This is a genomic window from Streptomyces griseoaurantiacus (assembly GCF_036189845.1).
GTDB lineage: Bacteria > Actinomycetota > Actinomycetes > Streptomycetales > Streptomycetaceae > Streptomyces > Streptomyces griseoaurantiacus.
The window spans coordinates 4,218,199-4,236,424 of sequence record NZ_CP108326.1; the positions used below are offsets into that span (position 1 = coordinate 4,218,199).

The 18,226-nt window shown below is 73.9% G+C and carries 13 protein-coding genes; 7 read left to right on the forward strand and 6 right to left on the reverse strand.

Features of this window, described 5'->3' with window-relative positions:
* Nucleotides 1-122: 122 nt before the first annotated feature.
* Complete coding sequence (locus OHB09_RS18795) at nucleotides 123-983, reverse strand: DUF3558 domain-containing protein (protein ID WP_328922282.1); 861 nt, start codon at nucleotides 981-983, stop codon at nucleotides 123-125.
* 248 nt (nucleotides 984-1,231) lie between these two features.
* Between OHB09_RS18795 and OHB09_RS18800 the strand changes: the two genes are divergently transcribed.
* Nucleotides 1,232-2,425 (forward strand): RtcB family protein, encoded by a 1,194-nt coding sequence (locus OHB09_RS18800; protein ID WP_328922283.1) that lies wholly within the window; start codon nucleotides 1,232-1,234, stop codon nucleotides 2,423-2,425.
* A 68-nt stretch (nucleotides 2,426-2,493) separates the two neighbouring features.
* On the opposite strand, the gene OHB09_RS18805 is transcribed toward OHB09_RS18800, so the two are convergent.
* Nucleotides 2,494-3,258: an SDR family NAD(P)-dependent oxidoreductase gene (locus OHB09_RS18805; RefSeq protein WP_006138932.1), complete on the reverse strand. Its 765-nt coding sequence runs from the start codon at nucleotides 3,256-3,258 to the stop codon at nucleotides 2,494-2,496.
* 219 nt (nucleotides 3,259-3,477) lie between these two features.
* On the opposite strand from OHB09_RS18805, the gene OHB09_RS18810 reads away from it, so the two are divergent.
* Both OHB09_RS18810 and OHB09_RS18815 read left to right on the forward strand, forming a co-directional pair.
* Nucleotides 3,478-4,590, forward strand: coding sequence for an LLM class flavin-dependent oxidoreductase (locus tag OHB09_RS18810; protein WP_093593606.1), 1,113 nt, complete (start codon nucleotides 3,478-3,480; stop codon nucleotides 4,588-4,590).
* Nucleotides 4,591-4,628: 38 nt separating this feature from the next.
* Nucleotides 4,629-5,330 (forward strand): CE1759 family FMN reductase, encoded by a 702-nt coding sequence (locus tag OHB09_RS18815; RefSeq protein ID WP_406308446.1) that lies wholly within the window; start codon nucleotides 4,629-4,631, stop codon nucleotides 5,328-5,330.
* An 18-nt stretch (nucleotides 5,331-5,348) separates the two neighbouring features.
* Here the strand turns inward: OHB09_RS18815 and OHB09_RS18820 are convergent, their stop codons facing one another.
* Nucleotides 5,349-6,734, reverse strand: a complete 1,386-nt coding sequence (locus OHB09_RS18820) for a glycosyltransferase family 4 protein (protein WP_328922284.1) — start codon at nucleotides 6,732-6,734, stop codon at nucleotides 5,349-5,351.
* Between the two features lie 174 nt (nucleotides 6,735-6,908).
* Here OHB09_RS18820 and OHB09_RS18825 point away from each other — a divergent pair, with 174 nt between their 5' ends.
* On the forward strand, nucleotides 6,909-7,658 hold the full coding sequence (locus tag OHB09_RS18825; RefSeq protein WP_328922285.1) for a response regulator transcription factor: 750 nt from the start codon (nucleotides 6,909-6,911) through the stop codon (nucleotides 7,656-7,658).
* Nucleotides 7,659-7,732: 74 nt separating this feature from the next.
* Nucleotides 7,733-9,205 carry a sensor histidine kinase gene (locus OHB09_RS18830; RefSeq protein ID WP_328923036.1) on the forward strand — a complete coding sequence of 491 codons (1,473 nt, stop codon included), beginning with the start codon at nucleotides 7,733-7,735 and terminating at the stop codon, nucleotides 9,203-9,205.
* 42 nt (nucleotides 9,206-9,247) lie between these two features.
* Here the strand turns inward: OHB09_RS18830 and OHB09_RS18835 are convergent, their stop codons facing one another.
* The 3 genes from OHB09_RS18835 to OHB09_RS18845 all read right to left on the reverse strand — a co-directional run bounded on the left by OHB09_RS18835 (nucleotide 9,248) and on the right by OHB09_RS18845 (nucleotide 10,578).
* Nucleotides 9,248-9,766, reverse strand: coding sequence for a GNAT family N-acetyltransferase (locus OHB09_RS18835; RefSeq protein ID WP_191854583.1), 519 nt, complete (start codon nucleotides 9,764-9,766; stop codon nucleotides 9,248-9,250).
* 50 nt (nucleotides 9,767-9,816) lie between these two features.
* On the reverse strand, nucleotides 9,817-10,170 hold the full coding sequence (locus tag OHB09_RS18840; protein ID WP_167793092.1) for an ArsR/SmtB family transcription factor: 354 nt from the start codon (nucleotides 10,168-10,170) through the stop codon (nucleotides 9,817-9,819).
* Nucleotides 10,171-10,242: 72 nt separating this feature from the next.
* Nucleotides 10,243-10,578, reverse strand: coding sequence for a YnfA family protein (locus OHB09_RS18845; protein WP_006138923.1), 336 nt, complete (start codon nucleotides 10,576-10,578; stop codon nucleotides 10,243-10,245).
* A 339-nt stretch (nucleotides 10,579-10,917) separates the two neighbouring features.
* Here OHB09_RS18845 and OHB09_RS18850 point away from each other — a divergent pair, with 339 nt between their 5' ends.
* Nucleotides 10,918-12,972, forward strand: coding sequence for a flotillin family protein (locus tag OHB09_RS18850; protein WP_040894406.1), 2,055 nt, complete (start codon nucleotides 10,918-10,920; stop codon nucleotides 12,970-12,972).
* A 109-nt stretch (nucleotides 12,973-13,081) separates the two neighbouring features.
* Nucleotides 13,082-18,139 carry a DNA repair ATPase gene (locus OHB09_RS18855; protein WP_328922286.1) on the forward strand — a complete coding sequence of 1,686 codons (5,058 nt, stop codon included), beginning with the start codon at nucleotides 13,082-13,084 and terminating at the stop codon, nucleotides 18,137-18,139.
* Nucleotides 18,140-18,226 lie beyond the last annotated feature (87 nt).

The following is an 18,226-nucleotide window of genomic DNA, read 5'->3' on the forward strand; positions in this document are numbered from 1 at the left end:
TGGCGCTCGTGCTTCGTGCGTGCGGTCGAACGGGTCCGAGGGGCCACGGTACGCGGTGGGAACAGCCCGCGGTTCCGGTTCGGGCGCTTCCTCCCCGGGCCCCGACGGCCGCCGGGAAGCGGCTACCCCTTGAAGGAACCGGCCAGTTGCCGCGCCAGATTCTGGGCCCTGTCCTGCATTTCCTCGCTTCCGGCGACCGTGCCGGTACGCGTCGGCTGCTCCTCGTACTGGACCGTCACGAGCACGTTGGACGTGCGGAACACCACAGTCACCGTGCGCTGCTGGGTGGGACTCAGCGCGTCGTCGAGGAAGGCCTCGTCACCCAGGCCGTCGAGCAGACGCGGCAGCACGCTCGCCGAGGAGGAGCCGGAGGAGGGGTCCGGGCTCTCGGAACCGGAGTTGCCCGGCCCCTTGGCGGCCTCGGCCCCGTCGGCGCCCTTCGCGCCCTTGGAACCCTTGGCGTCCTTGGAGTTCTTGCCGTTCTCGGCGGAGGCCGAGGACGTGGAGGAGGGGCCGACGGAGGTGACGGCACCGTCGCGGGGGATGTCCGCCGCCTCCGCCTTCTCGTCGAAGACCCGCGCCGCGCTGTCGTCGTCGCTGACCGAGGCGTCGTAGGACACGACCCGCTCGAAGTCGATGTAGAGCTGGTCCGAGGCCGCGTCCGACTCGGCCTTCCAACGGCAGCCGGAACGACGGTCGTTGTCGTAGGTGAGAGTCGCGGTGCCGTCGTAGGCCTTCTCGCGCTGCTCCTCGTCCGTCAGCAGCTTCAACCCCGGCAGCAGCGCCTCGAGTTCCTCGCTGTCCGGCACGGTGCAGGCGTCGGAGAGGGTGCTGTACTTGCCGGGCTGCGCGACCGGGGTGGACGTGGCGGAGCCGCCGGCCTTGTCGTCCTGGGCCGAGCCGTCGCCGGAGCCGCCGGTACAGGCGGCGAGCAGGGCCGCGAGGAGCGCGACGGCGGCCGGGACGTACGCCTTCCGCTGCACGGTTCAGGCTCCTCTCCTCGGGTTCCCCGGGCCGGGTCCGGCGGGCGGGGCGGGGCGTGCCCTGCGGTTATTCGGTTGCCGCGCGGTGGGTGCCCCTGCGGACAATGTCTATCGCACGCGCTGCCGTGGACGCCGGTCCGCTGTCCGGTACACCGATCTTGGTGACGGTTTTTGCGCTTTGATGCCTTCGCGTCGTTCATGGGGAAACGCGCGGAAGATTCGGGGAAGTAAGAGGAGTGGGGGACGGCATGTCGTACGTCGAGGTACCGGGCGCGAAGGTTCCGATCCGGATGTGGACCGACCCGGCGTCGGTCGAGGACGCCGCGATGGGACAGCTGCGCAATGTGGCGACGCTGCCGTGGATCAAGGGGCTGGCGGTCATGCCGGACGTCCACTTCGGCAAGGGCGCCACGGTCGGCTCGGTCATCGCGATGCGGGGCGCGGTCTGCCCGGCGGCGGTGGGCGTGGACATCGGCTGCGGCATGTCGGCCGTGAAGACGTCCCTGACCGCGAACGACCTGCCCGGCGACCTCTCCCGCCTCCGCTCGAAGATCGAGCAGTCCATCCCGGTGGGCCGCGGCATGCACGAGGCCCCGATCGACCCCTCCCGCTTCCACGGGCTGGCGACGGCGGGGTGGGAGGGGTTCTGGGAGCGGTTCGGCGGGGTCGCGGAGGCGGTCAAGTTCCGGCGGGAGCGTGCCACGAAGCAGATGGGAACGCTCGGCGGAGGAAACCACTTTGTCGAAGTCTGCACGGATTCGACCGGCTCTGTTTGGCTCATGTTGCACTCCGGCTCCCGGAACATCGGCAAGGAGCTGGCCGAGCACCACATCGGCGTGGCCCAGAAGCTCGCGCACAACCAGGGCCTGGTCGACCGCGACCTCGCCGTCTTCGTCGCGGACACCCCGCAGATGGCGGCGTACCGCAACGACCTGTTCTGGGCCCAGGAGTACGCGAAGTACAACCGCACGCTGATGATGGCGCTGCTGAAGGACGTCGTCCGCAAGGAGTTCAAGAAGGCGCGGCCCACCTTCGAGCAGGAGATCTCCTGCCACCACAACTACGTGGCGGAGGAGCGGTACGAGGGCATGGACCTGCTGGTCACCCGCAAGGGCGCGATCCGGGCGGGCTCCGGCGAGTACGGGATCATTCCGGGATCGATGGGCACCAGCTCCTACATCGTGAAGGGCCTCGGAAACGAGGCCGCGTTCAACTCGGCCTCGCACGGGGCGGGCCGGCGGATGAGCCGCAACGCGGCGAAGCGCCGCTTCTCGACGAAGGACCTGGAGGACCAGACGCGGGGCGTGGAGTGCCGCAAGGACTCCGGTGTCGTGGACGAGATCCCGGGCGCCTACAAGCCGATCGAGAAGGTCATCGACCAGCAGCGCGACCTCGTGGAGGTCGTGGCGAAGCTGAAGCAGGTGGTGTGCGTCAAGGGCTGAGGCGCACCGGCCCGCCCGACTGCCCGCGGCCCGCGGTTCCCCTTCACGGGGCCGCGGGCCGCTTCGCGTCACCGCTCCCGGTGGACCTTCGTGTTGGATGCCTGGGCGCGGGGGCGGACGACCAGGAGGTCGATGTTGACGTGGGAGGGGCGGGTGACGGCCCAGGTGATCGTCTCGGCGACGTCCTCGGCGGTGAGGGGTTCGGCGACGCCCTCGTAGACCTTGGCGGCCTTCGTCTCGTCGCCCGCGAAACGGGTCAGGGCGAACTCGTCGGTCTTGACCATGCCGGGGGCGACCTCGATCACCCGGACCGGGGTGCCGACGATCTCCAGGCGCAGCGTCTCGGCCAGGACGTGGGCGCCGTGCTTGGCGGCGGCGTAGCCCGCGCCGCCCTCGTAGGTGCCGTGGCCGGCGGTGGAGGAGACGACGACCACGGTGCCGTCGCCGCTCGCGGTGAGCGCGGGGAGCATGGCCTGGGTCATGTGCAGGGTGCCGAGGACGTTCGTCTCGTACATCCGGCGCCAGTCCTCGGGGTCCCCGGTGGCGACCGGGTCCAGGCCGAGGGCGCCGCCCGCGTTGTTGACCAGGAGGCCGAGGGTGGGGAAGGCGGTGGCGAACTCGTCCACCGCCGCGCGGTCGGTGACGTCGAGGGCGTAGGCCGTCGCGGAGTGGCCGGCCGCGGTCAGTTCCGCGGCGAGTGCCTCGATGCGGTCCTTGCGGCGGGCGGTGAGGACGACGCGGTGACCGGCGGCGGCGAGCTGCCGGGCCGTCGCGGCACCGATCCCACTGCTCGCGCCGGTGACGACGGCGATGCGGGAGGCGGTGGAGGTCATGGGGTGCTCCTGCGCGGTGTGGGGCGGGTGACGGGGGGCGGGCGGGAGGGGTACGCGGTGGGTACGGGTGTGCGACCTCGTCAGGATAGGCGGCCCGGTTCGGGTGGATGTGGGGTGGTGCCGGGGCACGGGGCGGACGGACGCCGACGGAATACGAGGGTGCGGGGCATCGTTGGAAGGGTATAGTTGAAGCGTCAACAACCTGGAGGGTGAGCGGCCATGCAGTTCGGGATCTTCAGCGTCGGGGATGTCACCCCCGACCCGACCACCGGGCGCACGCCCACCGAGCGCGAGCGCATCAAGGCCATGGTCGCCCTCGCCCTGAAGGCCGAGGAGGTGGGCCTGGACGTCTTCGCGACCGGCGAGCACCACAACCCGCCCTTCGTGCCGTCCTCGCCGACCACGATGCTCGGCTACATCGCCGCCCGCACCGAGCGGCTGATCCTCTCCACCTCCACCACGCTGATCACCACCAACGACCCGGTGAAGATCGCCGAGGACTTCGCGATGCTCCAGCACCTGGCCGACGGCCGGGTCGACCTGATGATGGGCCGCGGCAACACCGGCCCCGTCTATCCCTGGTTCGGGCAGGACATCCGCCAGGGCATCAACCTGGCGGTGGAGAACTACGCCCTGCTGCACCGGCTGTGGCGCGAGGACGTCGTCGACTGGGAGGGGACCTTCCGCACACCGCTGCAGGGCTTCACCTCCACCCCGCGCCCGCTGGACGGCGTGCCGCCCTTCGTCTGGCACGGCTCCATCCGCTCCCCGGAGATCGCCGAACAGGCCGCGTACTACGGCGACGGCTTCTTCCACAACAACATCTTCTGGCCCGCCGACCACACCAAGCGGATGGTCGAGCTGTACCGGGCCCGGTACGCGCACTACGGGCACGGCACGCCCGAGCAGGCGATCGTCGGGCTGGGCGGGCAGGTCTTCATGCGGAAGAACTCCCAGGACGCGGTCCGCGAGTTCCGCCCCTACTTCGACAACGCGCCGGTGTACGGGCACGGGCCCTCCCTGGAGGACTTCACCGAGCAGACCCCGCTCACCGTCGGCTCGCCGCAGCAGGTCATCGAACGGACGCTGTCCTTCCGCGAGTACGCGGGCGACTACCAGCGCCAGCTCTTCCTCATGGACCACGCGGGGCTGCCGCTGAAGACCGTCCTGGAGCAGCTCGACATGCTCGGCGAGGAGGTCGTGCCGGTGCTGCGCAAGGAGTTCGCCGCGCGGCGCCCGGCGGGGGTGCCGGACGCGCCGGAGCACGCCTCGCTGGTCGCGGCGGCGAAGGACACGGGGCGGGAACGGACGGAAGGTGTGAGCACGGTATGAGTGAGGAGAGCGTGCGGGCCGGGGAGGGGCGGGACGCCCTGCGGGTCGTGCTCGTCTCGGCGGGGCTGAGCGTGCCCTCGTCCACGCGGCTGCTGGGCGACCGGCTGGCCGCGGCGGTCGTGCGGCGGGCGGCGGGGGACGGGGCCGGCGGCACGGACGTGATCGACCGCACGGACGTGGCCGAGGGCGCGGACGGGGCCGCGTCCGGGTCCGGGGCCGGTTCCCCGAACGTGGAGGTCCAGGTCGTCGAACTGCGGGAGCTCGCCGTCGAGATCGCGCACCACTTCACCAACGGCTTCCCCGGGCCCTCGCTGGCCGCGGCGCTCCGGGCGGTCACGGAGGCGGACGCCCTGATCGTGGTGACGCCGGTGTTCTCGGCCTCGTACAGCGGGCTCTTCAAGTCCTTCTTCGACGTCATGGAGAAGGACGCGCTGGCGGGCACACCGGTGCTGATCGGCGCGACCGGCGGCTCGGCGCGGCACTCGCTGGTCCTGGAGCACGCGATGCGGCCGCTGTTCGCGTATCTGCGGGCGGTCGTGGTGCCGACGGCGGTGTACGCGGCCTCGGAGGACTGGGGCGCGGACGGGCTCGCGGAGCGGATCGAGCGGGCGGCGGGGGAGCTGGCCGGGCTGCTCGGCGGCGCGGGGGCGCGGCGGCGGGCGCCGGCGGTGTCCCCGGCCGGGGCCGCCGTGGAGGACGTCGTGCCGTTCGCCGAACGGCTCGCGGCGCTGCGGCGGTAGCCGCCCCCCGGCCCGTCCTCAGCGGACGAGCCGGCGCAGGCGGCGCAGACGGCGGCGCACTCCGCGGTACGCGCGGCCCAGGCGCAGGGTGGCGAAGAGCTGGTCGTAGCGGGCCACGATCGGGGCGGGGTCGTAGCGGTGGGCGCTCTCGAGGGCGGCCTCGGCCATGCGATGGCGCAGGGTGTCGTCCGCGATGAGGTCGAGGATCGCGTCGGCGAGTGCCGGGGCGTCGCCGACGGGGACGAGGCGGCCGTCGACGCCGTCGGTGACGATCTCGGCGGGGCCGAGCGGGCAGTCCGTGCTGATCACCGGTACCCCGCAGCGCATCGCCTCCACGAGGGTCATCCCGAAGGACTCCGCGTCCGAGGCGCTGACCACCAGGGACGCCCGCGCGAACTCCGCCTCGATCGGGGTGCGCGGTCCCAGCAGCCGGGCCCGCCCGGTGAGCCCGAGGTCGTCGATGAGGCTCTGGAGCTCCCCCTGGGCGCTGCCGCCGCCGTAGATCCGCAGCTCCCAGTCGGGCTCCTTGGCGGCGACCGTGGCGAAGGCCTCCAGGAGCAGGTCGAAGCGCTTGCCGGGGGCGAGCCGCCCGGCCGCCGCGATCACCTTCGAGGTGCCCTCGGAGGGCGGCACGTCCACCGGCGGCACGATGTTCGGCACCGGCACCACCCGTACCCCGGGCAGCGGCATCCGCCGCCGGTAGACCCGCGCGTCGGCCTCGGTCATCGTCACCACCGCGTCCATGGACCGGTAGTGCCGGGCGAGTACGGCGCGCAGCCGTTTGCCGTGCGCGTCGTGCCGCAGGTGCTCCTGGGCGAGGCGCAGCGCGCGGCGGGGGCCGAAGCGGGCGAGGTAGACGTTGATGCCGGGCCGGGTGCCGATGAGCACGTCGGCCTCGCATGCCTCGAGGTAGGCGCGCACGCGCAGGTCGGTGAGGCGGGAGTACTGCCCGTGCCGCTTCTCGGCGGCGGGGAAGTCCTCGGCCGGCCGGGCGTACGCGGGCTCGTCCAGGTCGGAGCTGCCGGGGCGGGTGTCGACGAGGGGGACGAGGCGGACGCGCGGGTCGAGGTCGAAACGGGGGGTGTCCCGGTGCCGGGACATGGAGACGATCTCCACCTCGTGCTCCTCGGCGAGCGCGGCGGCGAGGTTGAAGGTGGTGCGGACGGTGCCGCCGATGGCGTACGCGTTGTGCAGCAGGAAGGTGATCCGCCTGCGGCGGCGGCGCCACAGGCCCAGGGCCAGCGCGGAGGCGGCCCGCCGGGCCGGCCCCGGACCCGGGAGGGGTTCGGTGCCGGGGCCGGCGTCCGTGGCGCGGCCGGTCGTGCTCGGAGCACTCGTCGTGCCCGGAGTGCCCGGAGCGCCCGGAGTGCTCGGCGTGTGCGGCGTGCTCGGCGTGTGGTTCATCCAGTGCCTTCCCGACGCGACCCCTGGGCGGGACGCGCGACGCGTGACGTACGGAACACGGTGGCTCGGCGAGGTGAGCCACCGGGCGATTCGCGGTGAGAGGCGGGTAAGAAGCCCGCCCGCACCCCGGCCCATCCGGTGGGTACCCGGCCGTGGCCTTGGCAGACTGTGGGAGTGACCCAGACAGTTCTGCTGGCCGAGGACGACCGTGCCATCCGTCATGCCCTGGAACGCGCCCTGACACTCGAGGGTTACGAGGTGACCGCCGTGGCCGACGGGGTGGAGGCGCTGGCGCACGCCCACCGCACCCCGCCCGACGTGCTGCTTCTCGACGTGATGATGCCCGGCATCGACGGCCTGCAGGTCTGCCGTGTACTCCGTGCGGAGGGCGACCGCACGCCCATCCTGATGCTGACCGCGCTGGTCGAGACGGCGGACCGGATCGCCGGTCTGGACGCGGGCGCGGACGACTACGTCGTCAAACCGTTCGACGTGGAGGAGGTCTTCGCACGGCTGCGCGCGCTGCTGCGGCGCACGGGGAACGGCGGGTACGGCGGCGCGCCCGCCGCACCGGCCGCACCCGGGTCGGCGCGGCCCGCCGGGCCGGCCGAGCGCGGGGGCGGCGGGCAGCTCGCGGTGGCGGGACTGCGCATGGACGTGCAGGCGCGACGCGCGTGGCGCGGGGAACGGGAGCTGGAACTGACCCGCACGGAGTTCGACCTGCTGGAACTCCTCGCCCGCAACTCCGGGATCGTGCTCGACCACACGACGATCTACGACCGCATCTGGGGCTACGACTTCGGCCCCGGCTCGAAGAACCTCGCGGTGTACGTCGGCTACCTGCGGCGCAAGCTGGACGCACCGGGGGCGCCCGCGCTGATCCACACGGTGCGGGGCGTGGGGTACGTGCTGAGGGAGGACTAGGGCATGGGCGGACGGCGCTGCTTTCGAGACGGGCCCTAGAGGTGCGCCGTGACGCGGCCGCCGCAGCGCGGCGGATGTCCTCGCTGCGCACGACCTTCACCGTGTCCTTCGCCGCCGTCGCCGCCGGCGTCACCGTGCTGATCGGCTTCCTCAGCTACGACGCCGCCGCGCGGCTCGTGCGCGTGGACGAGAAGACGGTGTTCTCGGAGCGGGTGGCGGACCTGCGCGGCCAGGTGCGCCAGCAGCGCCTCGACGCCGACGACTTCGCCACCGACGACCCCGGGCGCGAGGGGCCCCGGTCCGTGATCTTCCGCTCCAACCGGATGGACATCCAGGTACTCGGCCCGGACGGCGGGGTCGTCGACCCGGGCAAGCCCCGGCTGCCGGTGGACGTGACCGGCCGCCGCATGGCGGGGGAGGAGCAGGCCGGCAGGCTGGTCGAGCAGGGCGAGATCGAGGTCGCCGGGGACTCCTACCGGGTGGCGATCGTCTCGCTGGGCGGCGGGCGGGGCGCGGTGCAGGTGGCGCAGGAGTTCAGCGACACCGAGGACCTGCTGCGGGAGCTGCAGCAGCGGACGGTCTCGCTGGTCGCCGCCGTGGTGATCGGCTCCGGTCTGTTCGGCTGGTGGCTGGCCCGGCGGATCACCCGCCGGCTGGTCCGGCTCACGGCGGCGGCGGAGGACGTGGCCCGCACCCGGCGGCTCGGCATCCAGGTGCCGGTGACGGGGCACGACGAGGTGGCCAGGCTCGGCCGCTCCTTCGACCGGATGCTCGGCCGGCTGGCCCAGTCGGAGGAGGACCAGCGGCGGCTGGTGCAGGACGCGGGACACGAGCTGCGGACGCCGCTGACCTCGCTGCGGACGAACATCTCGCTGCTGCGCCGTATCGACGAACTGCCGCCCCCGGCGCGGGAGGAGCTGGTCGCCGACCTCGCGCAGGAGTCGCGGGAGCTGACGGACCTCGTCAACGAGCTGGTCGACCTCGCGGCCGGGCAGTCGGACGCCGAACCGGTGCAGCGGATCGCGCTCGGGTACATCGCGGAGGACGTGGCGGTGATCGCCCGCCGCCGCACCGGCAGGCAGGTGACGGTCACGGTCACCGGGGACACGACGGTGGACGGGCGGGCCTCGGCCCTGCAGCGGGCGGTCTCGAACCTCGTCGACAACGCGGTGAAGTTCGACCGCGCCGGAACGACTCCCGTCGGCATCACGGTGGCGGGGGCGGCGCACCGGGGCGCCACCCGCGCGGACACGGCGCGGCCGCCCCGGGCGAGCGCGGTGCGGGTGGAGGTGCTGGACCGGGGGCCGGGCGTGGCGGAGGAGGACCTGCCGCGGATCTTCGACCGCTTCTACCGCACGGCCGACGCGCGCAGCCTGCCCGGTTCCGGCCTCGGCCTGTCGATCGTCCGTGAGGTGGCGACCTCGCACGGGGGCGCTCCCTTCGCCTACCGGCGCGAGGGCGGCGGCTCCGTCATGGGGTTCACGGTGGCGGGCGCGCCGCCGGGGGACGACCCGCCCGGCCCTTACCCGGGCCCGTCGGCAGGCTGACCGCGAGCGGTCGCGGCCCGGGGCGGTCCCCGCTCCGGGCCCTCAGTCCACCACCGGGCTGCGGCGCTCCACCAGGACGACGTCACGCCAGCGCCCGTGCCGCCGGCCGATCCGTTCCCTCACACCGAGGACGCGGAAACCCAGGCGGGTGTGCAGGGCGAGGCTGGCGGTGTTCTCGGGGAAGACGCCCGACTGCACGGTCCAGATCCCGGCCGCCTCCGTGGAGGCGATCAGCGCCCGCAGCAGCGCGGAGGCCACGCCCCGGCCCCGGGCGTCCGGGCGGACGTACACCGAGTGCTCGACGACACCGGCGTAGGCGGGCCGGTCGGAGACCTTCGACGCGGCGACCCAGCCGAGCACCGGCCCGTCGCCGCCGGTCCCGGAGCCGTCCGGTCCCGAGCCGTCCGCCCGGGCCCCGTCCAGCGCCACGAAGCGGTGTCCGGGCAGCCTGGCCGCGTCGAAGGCCGGCCAGTCGGGCACGGTCGTCTCGAAGGTCGCATCGCCCTCCTCGATGCCCGCGCGGTAGATCGCCAGGACCTCGTCCGCGTGCGCGGCGGTCATCGGTACGAGGCGGAAGGCGGCCGTGCGGGGCCCCTCGCCCCCGTGAGCGGTCACGGCGTCGCGGGCCGGCCGGAGGCGCCGAACAGAGCGCCCATCGCGGCGAGGGCCGAGGGCTCGACCCGGTAGTACACCCACGTGCCGCGCCGCTCGGAGGCGAGCAGACCGGCCTCCTTGAGCTTCTTCAGGTGGTGGGAGACGGTCGGCTGGGAGACGCCCACGTCGGAGATGTCGCACACGCACGCCTCGCCGCCCTCGTGCGAGGCGACCGAGGAGAACAGCCGCAGCCGTACCGGGTCGCCGAGGGCCTTGAACATCCGCGCGGCCCTCTCGGACTCCTCCGCGGTGAAGGGCCGTTCGGTGAGCGGCGGGCAGCACGGCGCCGGGGGCTCGGTCGTGTGGGACATGCCTCTATTTTGACACACGTCGATGTGGTCGCACCGCTGCCGGGCGCCGGTGGGTGAGGCCCTCGCGCCTCCTCAGTCGCCGCGCGGGGCGTACATCAGGACCGCCATCCCCGCGAGGCAGATCAGCGCGCCCAGGATGTCGTAGCGGTCGGGACGGTAGCCGTCGGCGACCACACCCCACACGATCGACCCGGCGACGAAGATCCCGCCGTACGCGGCGAGGACGCGTCCGAAGTGGTCCTCGCTCTGGAAGGTGGCCACGAGTCCGTACAGACCCAGCGCGATCACCCCGGCGCCGATCCACACCCACCCGCGGTGCTCGCGGACCCCCTGCCACACCAGCCAGGCGCCCCCGATCTCGAACAGCGCGGCGAGGGAGAACAGGGCGAGGGAGCGCACGACGAGCACGGCGGAGCCTTTTCCGGGAGGCGACGGGTGGGCGGGGCGGGCGGCCGGTTCCGAGGGCGCCCGGCACTAAACGAAGCATAAAGATTGCCGGAAGTCGGCAATGCGGTGAGAGCGCACGGTCGAGATCATGGACTAGGGGAAATCGCATCGGAAGCGCTCGATGCCGGACACCGGCAGGTGTCGGCACCGCTGTTCGTGCTGCCCGCCTTCCCTCCCTCCCCTCCTGCCGAGGACGCCGAGGACGCCGGACGCCGAGCACGCCGAGACACCCAGTACGCCGAGACACCGAGTACGCCAAGAGCACCGAGTACGCCAAGACGAACGTTAGGGACGTTGCTGATGAATGCCATGATCGTGGGCCTGGGCGCGGTGGTCGTCCTCTGCCTGCTCCTCGTACTGGTGGTCTCCCGGTTGTTCCGCAAGGTGGAACAGGGCAAGGCGCTCATCGTCTCCAAGATGCGCAAGGTGGACGTGACCTTCACCGGGCAGATCGTGCTGCCGGTGCTGCACCGCGCCGAGGTCATGGACATCTCGGTGAAGACCATCGAGATCACCCGGGCCGGCAAGGAGGGGCTGATCTGCCGGGACAACATCCGCGCGGACATCCGCATCTCGTTCTTCGTCAAGGTCAACAAGACCGTCGAGGACGTCGTCAAGGTCGCCCAGGCGGTCGGCACGGCGCGGGCCAGTGACCGCGACACCCTCCAGGAGCTGTTCCACGCGAAGTTCTCCGAGGCGCTCAAGACCGTCGGCAAGCAGCTCGACTTCACCGACCTCTACACCAAGCGCGAGGAACTGCGGTACCGGATCATCGAGGTCATCGGGGTCGACCTCAACGGCTACCACCTCGAGGACGCGGCGATCGACTACCTGGAGCAGACGCCGCTCACCCAGCTCGACCCGGCCAACGTCCTCGACGCCCAGGGCATCCGCAAGATCACCGAGCTGACGGCCGTGGAGCACGTGCGCACCAACGAGGCGCAGCGCACGGAGGAGAAGGAGATCACCCGGCAGAACGTGGACGCCCGGGAGGCCGTCCTGGAGCTGGAGCGGCGGCAGGTCGACGCGGAGATCAAGCAGAAGCGCGAGATCGAGACCGTACGGGCCCGCGAGGAAGCCGAGACGGCCCGCGTGGTGGAGGAGGAGCGGCTGCGCGCGCAGGGCGCCTTCCTGCGCACCGAGGAGCAGCTCGGGGTGCAGCGCGAGAACCAGGCCCGCGAGGTCGCCGTCGCCGCGAAGAACCGGGAGCGGGTCATCGCGATCGAGAACGAGCGGATCGAGAAGGACCGGCTGCTGGAGGTCATCGCCCGGGAACGGGAGACCGAGCTGACCCGGATCGCGGCCTCCAAGGAGGTCGAGGCGGAGAAGCGGGACATCGCCGAGGTGGTGCGCGAGCGGGTCGCCGTGGACCGCACGGTCGCCGAGCAGGAGGAGTCCATCAAGAAGCTCCGCGCGGTCGAGGAGGCGGAGCGGCAGCGGCAGACCGTGATCATCGCCGCCGAGGCGGAGGCGCAGGAGAAGCTGGTCAAGAACATCAAGGCGGCGGAGGCCGCCGAGCAGGCCGCCGCCCACCGCGCGGCCGAGGAACTGACCATGGCCGAGGCCCGGTTGAAGAGCGCCGACCTGGAGGCCCAGGCCAAGCTGAAGCTCGCGGAGGCCCTGCGGGCGGAGGCCGCGGCCGAGGGGCTGGCCGCGGTGGAGGTCCGCGACGCCGAGGCGGACGTCATCGGCAAGGCCGGCCGGGCGGAGGCCGAGGCGGCCGAGGCACGGCTGCGGGCGGAGGCCGAGGGCACGCGGGCCAAGGCGCTCGCGGAGGCCGAGGGCGTCGGCGAGAAGCTGAAGGCCGAGGCGGCCGGGCTGACGGAGAAGGCGGCGGCGATGGCCGCGCTCGACGAGGCGTCCCGCGCCCACGAGGAGTACCGGCTGCGGCTGGAGGCCGAGAAGGACATCCGGCTGGCCGGTCTGGACGTGCAGCGGCAGATCGCCGAGGCGCAGGCGACGGTGCTGGCCACCGGTCTCGAGAACGCGGACATCGACATCGTCGGCGGCGAGTCGGTCTTCTTCGACCGGCTGATGTCCTCCATCTCGCTGGGCAAGGGCGTGGACGGCTTCGTCGAGCACTCCGCGACCGCGCAGGCGCTGGTCGGGCCGTACCTGGACGGCAGCTCCAGCCTCGCCGACGACCTGGGCCGCATCCTCGGTTCGGTCTCCACGGCCGACGTGCAGAACCTCACCGTGTCGGCCCTGCTGATGCGGCTGATGAAGACGGGCGACGCGCAGGCCGGACAGGTGCGCAAGCTGCTCGACCGGGCGGGCGAACTGGGCCTCGCGGACACCCCGCTGACGTCCTTCGGGATCGGCGCCGCGGCCCTCAACGGCAGCGCCGGCGCCTGACCCGGGGCCCACGGAACACGCCCCGGCCCCCTCATCCTCCGGAGCCGCCGCACAGGGGACGGCGGCTCCGGAACGCGCGCACGCGCGTCCCCTCGCGGAAAGGAACCCCATGACGACCGGGGTGAACAGCGTCACGCACGAGACACCGGGCACGCCCGTCCCGCCCGCCGAGGCGGCCGCGGCGGCTTCCGAGGAAGCCCGCACCAGGGCCCCCGGCGCCCTCGGAACGGCGGCTGAAGGCAGCCGCGGAACGGCGGCCCCGGGCGCCCCCGGGGCGGCGGCGCCCGGCGCCTACGAACTGCTCCGCGACCGCCTCCTCGCCCAGGCCGCCGAACTCTCCTCCCGCACCGAGGAACTGAACCGCCGCCGGATCGAGGAGTTCGGGGCGGCCCGCCTCGAACTCACCGGCACCGAACGGCTGCGGACCGGCCGCGCGAGCGTGCCGCAGGACGTCGTCGCGATCGGCCCGGCCCTGCTCGTCGGGTACGACACCGGGCCCGCCGGCCGCGGGGAGACGACAGTCGGCGACGTCTTCGCGCTGCACGGCCCCGACCTCGCCCGGCTGCCCGAGGACGCCGTGCCGGGCCTGCTCGACGACCCGGCGTTCGTACGGGAGTTCGCGGCCTTGTACCGCTACTACCGCGAGGCGACCCTGCTGCGGCTGCGCCGGGTCGAGGGCCGGCTGCTCGCCGTCTTCCGCACCGGCGAGAAGGCCGAGGACATCCGGGTGCTGCGCTGGGCGCTCACCGAGGACGGCGGCGTCTCCTTCCTCGACGCGCGCGGCGACCGCGACCACGTCCTGCCGCCCGCCCACGACGTCACCTGGACCCCCGCCACCCGCGAGGACCACGTCCTCGGCCGCCACCCGCACGTCTCCGTCGGCGGCGAGGTCTTCCTCGCCACCGTCGGCGGCGCGCTCACCGTCAAGACCGAGAACGACACCGAGACCGCCGAGGGCATCCACTCCGAGCCGGTCGACGAACCGCTCCAGGCCCTCGCCGACGCGGACATCGCCCACGCCCGCGTGGGCGCCCTGATCCTGCTGCGGGTGCGCCCCTACAAGGAGGACACCGACCGGTACCTGGTGTTCAACACCCTCACCAGGACCGTCGTCCGCCTCGACGGCATCGGGCAGGCCTGCCGCCGTCTCCCCGACGACCAGGGCATCGTCTTCCCCGGCGGCCACTGCCTGGCCACCGGCGCCCACCGCACCTACCGGATCGACACCGAGGGCCTGCGCTTCGAGCGCGAGGTGCGCTCCCCGAACGGCGAGGACGTGCTGTACGCCTTCCGCGCACCCGCCGGCGGCCGCACCCTGCTGCTCTCGTACCACACGATCCGCAAGGAGGTCGCGGCCCCGCTGTCCTGCCGCGGCTGGGCGCTCTCCGAGGACGGAACGCTCACCCTGCTGCGCGCCGGCGGCGAGCCGGCCCGGGTGCACCCCGTGCAGCGCTGGTCCTCGCCCTACGTGTCCGACACCCACGAGGCCGCCCGCACCGCCGCCCTCGCCGGCGCGGGGGAGGGCACCGCGCTCGCCCGCATCGGCAACGCCGACCTCGTACGGGGCATCGCCGCCTGTCTGTCCGTGGCCCGGGCCGCCACCGAGACCACGCCCACCGGCGAGGTCTACGCCGAACTGGCCGCCGCCTGCGTCCGCACCGCCGACGCCCACCACTGGCTCGGCGACCCGGAGGCCGGCGACCTCGCGCAGCCGCTGGGCCGGCTGCGGGAGACCGCCGAGCAGGTGCTCGCCGAGTTCGCCACCGTGCGCACCCTGACCCGGCAGGCCGCCGACGCCCTCGACGAGGCCGAGGCGCGGCTGACCGCCGTCGTGCGCCGGCTGCGCGGCGAGGCCCCGCGCGGGGCCGCTGACTGGGCGGCCGGACTGACCGAGCTGCGCCGCGCGCACGGGCACCTGCTGACCCTGCGCGAGACGCGGTACGCCGACACCGCCCGCATCGAGGAACTGGCCGCCGGCGCCGAGGAGGACCTCGCCGCCTTCGGCCGGCGGGCCGTCACCCACCTCGCCCGCCCGGACGCCTTCGACGGCACCCACGCCGACGTCGACCGGATCGCCGCCGAGGCCGAGGAGATCACCACCGCCGCCAAGGCCGCGCCGCTCGCCGCCCGGCTGGACCGGCTGGCCGAGGGCCTGGGCGCGGTCACCGACGTCGTCGCCGGGCTCGACATCGGCGACGCCACCGTCCGCACCGCCGTCCTGGAGGCCGTCGCCGGGGCCCTCGGCGGCGTCAACCGGGCCCGCGCGGTCCTCGACGCCCGGCGCCGCGCCCTGGTGGCCGAGGAGGGGCGGGCCGGGTTCGCCGCCGAGTTCGCGCTGCTCGGGCAGGCCGTCACCGGCGCGCTCGCCGTCGCCGACACCCCCGAGGCCTGCGAGGAGCAACTGGCCCGCCTGCTCGTGCAGGTGGAGAACCTGGAGTCCCGCTTCGCCGAGTCCGACGACTTCCTCGACGCGCTCGCCGACAAGCGCGAGGAGATCCACGAGGCGCTCTCCGCCCGCAAGCAGTCCCTCGCCGACGCCCGCGCCCGCCGCGCCGAACGCCTCGCGGAGTCCGCCGCGCGCGTCCTCGGCACCGTCGTCCGCCGCGCCGCCGCCCTGCCCGACGCGGACGCCGTCACGACCTACTTCGCCTCCGACCCGATGCCCGCCAAGGTCCGTCGCACCGCCGCCGAGCTGCGCGCGCTCGGCGACCCGGTCCGCGCGGAGGAACTCGACGGCCGCCTCGACGCCGCCCGCCAGGAGGCCGCCCGCGCCCTGCGCGACCGCACCGACCTCTACACCGACGACGGCCGCACCCTGCGCCTGGGCGCCCACCGCTTCGCCGTCTCCACCCAGCCCCTGGACCTCACCCTCGTCCCGCACGGCGAGGGCCTCGCCTTCGCCGTCACCGGCACCGACTACCGCGCCCCCGTCACCGACCCCGGCTTCGCGGCCACCCGCCCCTACTGGGACCGGCTGCTGCCCTCGGAGTCGCCCGAGGTCTACCGCGCCGAACACCTGGCCGCCCGGCTGCTCGACGAGCACGGCCCGGCCGCCCTCGCCGCCACCGGCGACCTGGCCGCCCTCGTCCGGGAGGCGGCCGAGGCCGCCTGGGACGAGGGCCACGAGCGGGGCGTCCACGACCACGACGCCACCGCGATCCTCACCGCCCTGCTGCGGCTGCACGAGGGCGCGGGAACGCTGCGCCACGAGCCCGCCGCCCGGGCCGCCGCCCAGCTCTTCTGGACGCACTGCACGGACGAGCGCGCCCGGCAGGACTGGCGCCGCCGCGCGCGCTCCCTGGCCCGCGCCCGGGAGACCTTCGGCCTCGCGCCCGCCATCGCCGACCTGCGCGCCGAACTCGCGCGGGCCGTCGTCGAGTGGAGCGCGGACGCCGCTCCGCGGGCGGAGCCCCTCTCCGCCCGGCAGGCCGAGGCCGCCGCCGCGTACCTCTTCGACGAGCTGACCACCGGCCCCGAGGGCTTCGTCCTCGCCGCCGGCACCCGCGCGCTGCTGGAGGCGTTCCACCGCACGGCGGGCGGCCCCGCCTACGCCGAGGACCTCGCCGCCCTCGACGGCCCGAGCGCCCGTCACCAGCTCGCCGAGGCATGGCTGAGCGCGTACACGGCCGCCACCGGCACGGACCTCCCACCCGGCGACCTCGCCGAGGCGGTCGCCGCCGAACTCTGCCCCGAGCTGCCCCGCTACCCGGGCGAGGCCCCGCTCACCGAGACCGTGCACGGCCTGCTCGGCTCCCACCCGCGCCTCACCGACCGCTCCCTCACCGTCCGTGTGGACGAACTCCTCGCCCGCACCCGCGCCTTCCGCGCCCACGACGTGCCCGGCCACCAGGACTACACCGCCCGCCGCGGCGCCCTCGTCGCCGCCGAGCGCGCCCGGCTGCGACTGGACGACCACCGGCCGCGCGTCCTGCCGGGCTTCGTCCGCGGACGGCTCATCGACGAGGTGTACCTGCCGCTGATCGGCGACAGCCTCGCCAAGCAGCTCGGCACCGCGGACCCCGCCCACCGCACCGGCTCCGGCGGCCTCCTGCTGCTGGTCTCCCCGCCGGGCTACGGCAAGACGACGCTCCTGGAGTACGTCGCCGACCGCCTCGGCCTGATGCTGGTGCGGATCAGCGGACCCGCCCTCGGCACCGCCGTGACCTCGCTCGACCCCGCCGAGGCCCCCGACGCCACCGCCCGCCAGGAGATCGAGAAGATCAACTTCGCGCTGGCGGCGGGCAACAACACGCTCCTGTACCTCGACGACATCCAGCACACCTCGCCCGAACTGCTGCAGAGGTTCATCCCGCTGTGCGACGCCACCCGCCGCGTCGACGGGGTCAGGGACGGCGTTCCGCACACCTACGACCTGCGCGGGAAGCGGTTCGCGGTGTGCATGGCCGGCAACCCCTACACCGAGTCGGGCGGCCGCTTCCAGGTCCCCGACATGCTCGCCAACCGCGCCGACGTGTGGAACCTCGGCGACGTCCTCACGGGCAAGGAGCACGCCTTCGCCCTGAGCTTCGTGGAGAACGCGCTGACCGCCAACCCGGTCCTCGCCCCGCTCGCGGGCCGCGACCGGGCCGACCTCGACCTGCTGCTCCGCCTCGCCGAGAAGGACCCCACGGCCCGCGCGGACCGGCTCGTCCACCCCTACGCCCCGGCCGAACTGGAGCGCGTCCTCGCGACCCTGCGCCATCTGCTCACGGCCCGCGCCACGGTCCTCGCGGTGAACGCCGCGTACATCGCCTCCGCCGCGCAGACCGACGCCACCCGCGTCGAGCCGCCCTTCCGGCTCCAGGGCTCCTACCGCAACATGCGCAGGATCGCCCAGCGGATCCAGCCCGTGATGAACGAGGCGGAACTCTCGGCGCTGGTCGAGGACCACTACCGGGCCGAGGCCCAGACCCTCACCTCGGGCGCCGAGGCCAACCTGCTCAAACTCGCCGAACTGCGCGGCACCCTCACCCCCGCCCGGGCGGCCCGCTGGACCGAGCTGAAGGCCGCCCACGTCCGCGCCCGCACCCTGGGCGGCCCCGAGGAGGACAAGCTCACCCGCGCGGTCGCCGCCCTCGGCCTCCTCGCCGACCGCCTCGCCGCCGTGGAGACGGCCATCACCGGTACCGGACACCGCCCACGTCACGGGGGCGACGCGTCCGCGTGACGGGATCCCACGACCGGCGGGCCGCCGGGGGCCGTCGTGGGCGCGGGCCCGGTCGGCGCGCCCCCGCCCCGAGTGCCGGACGCCCCC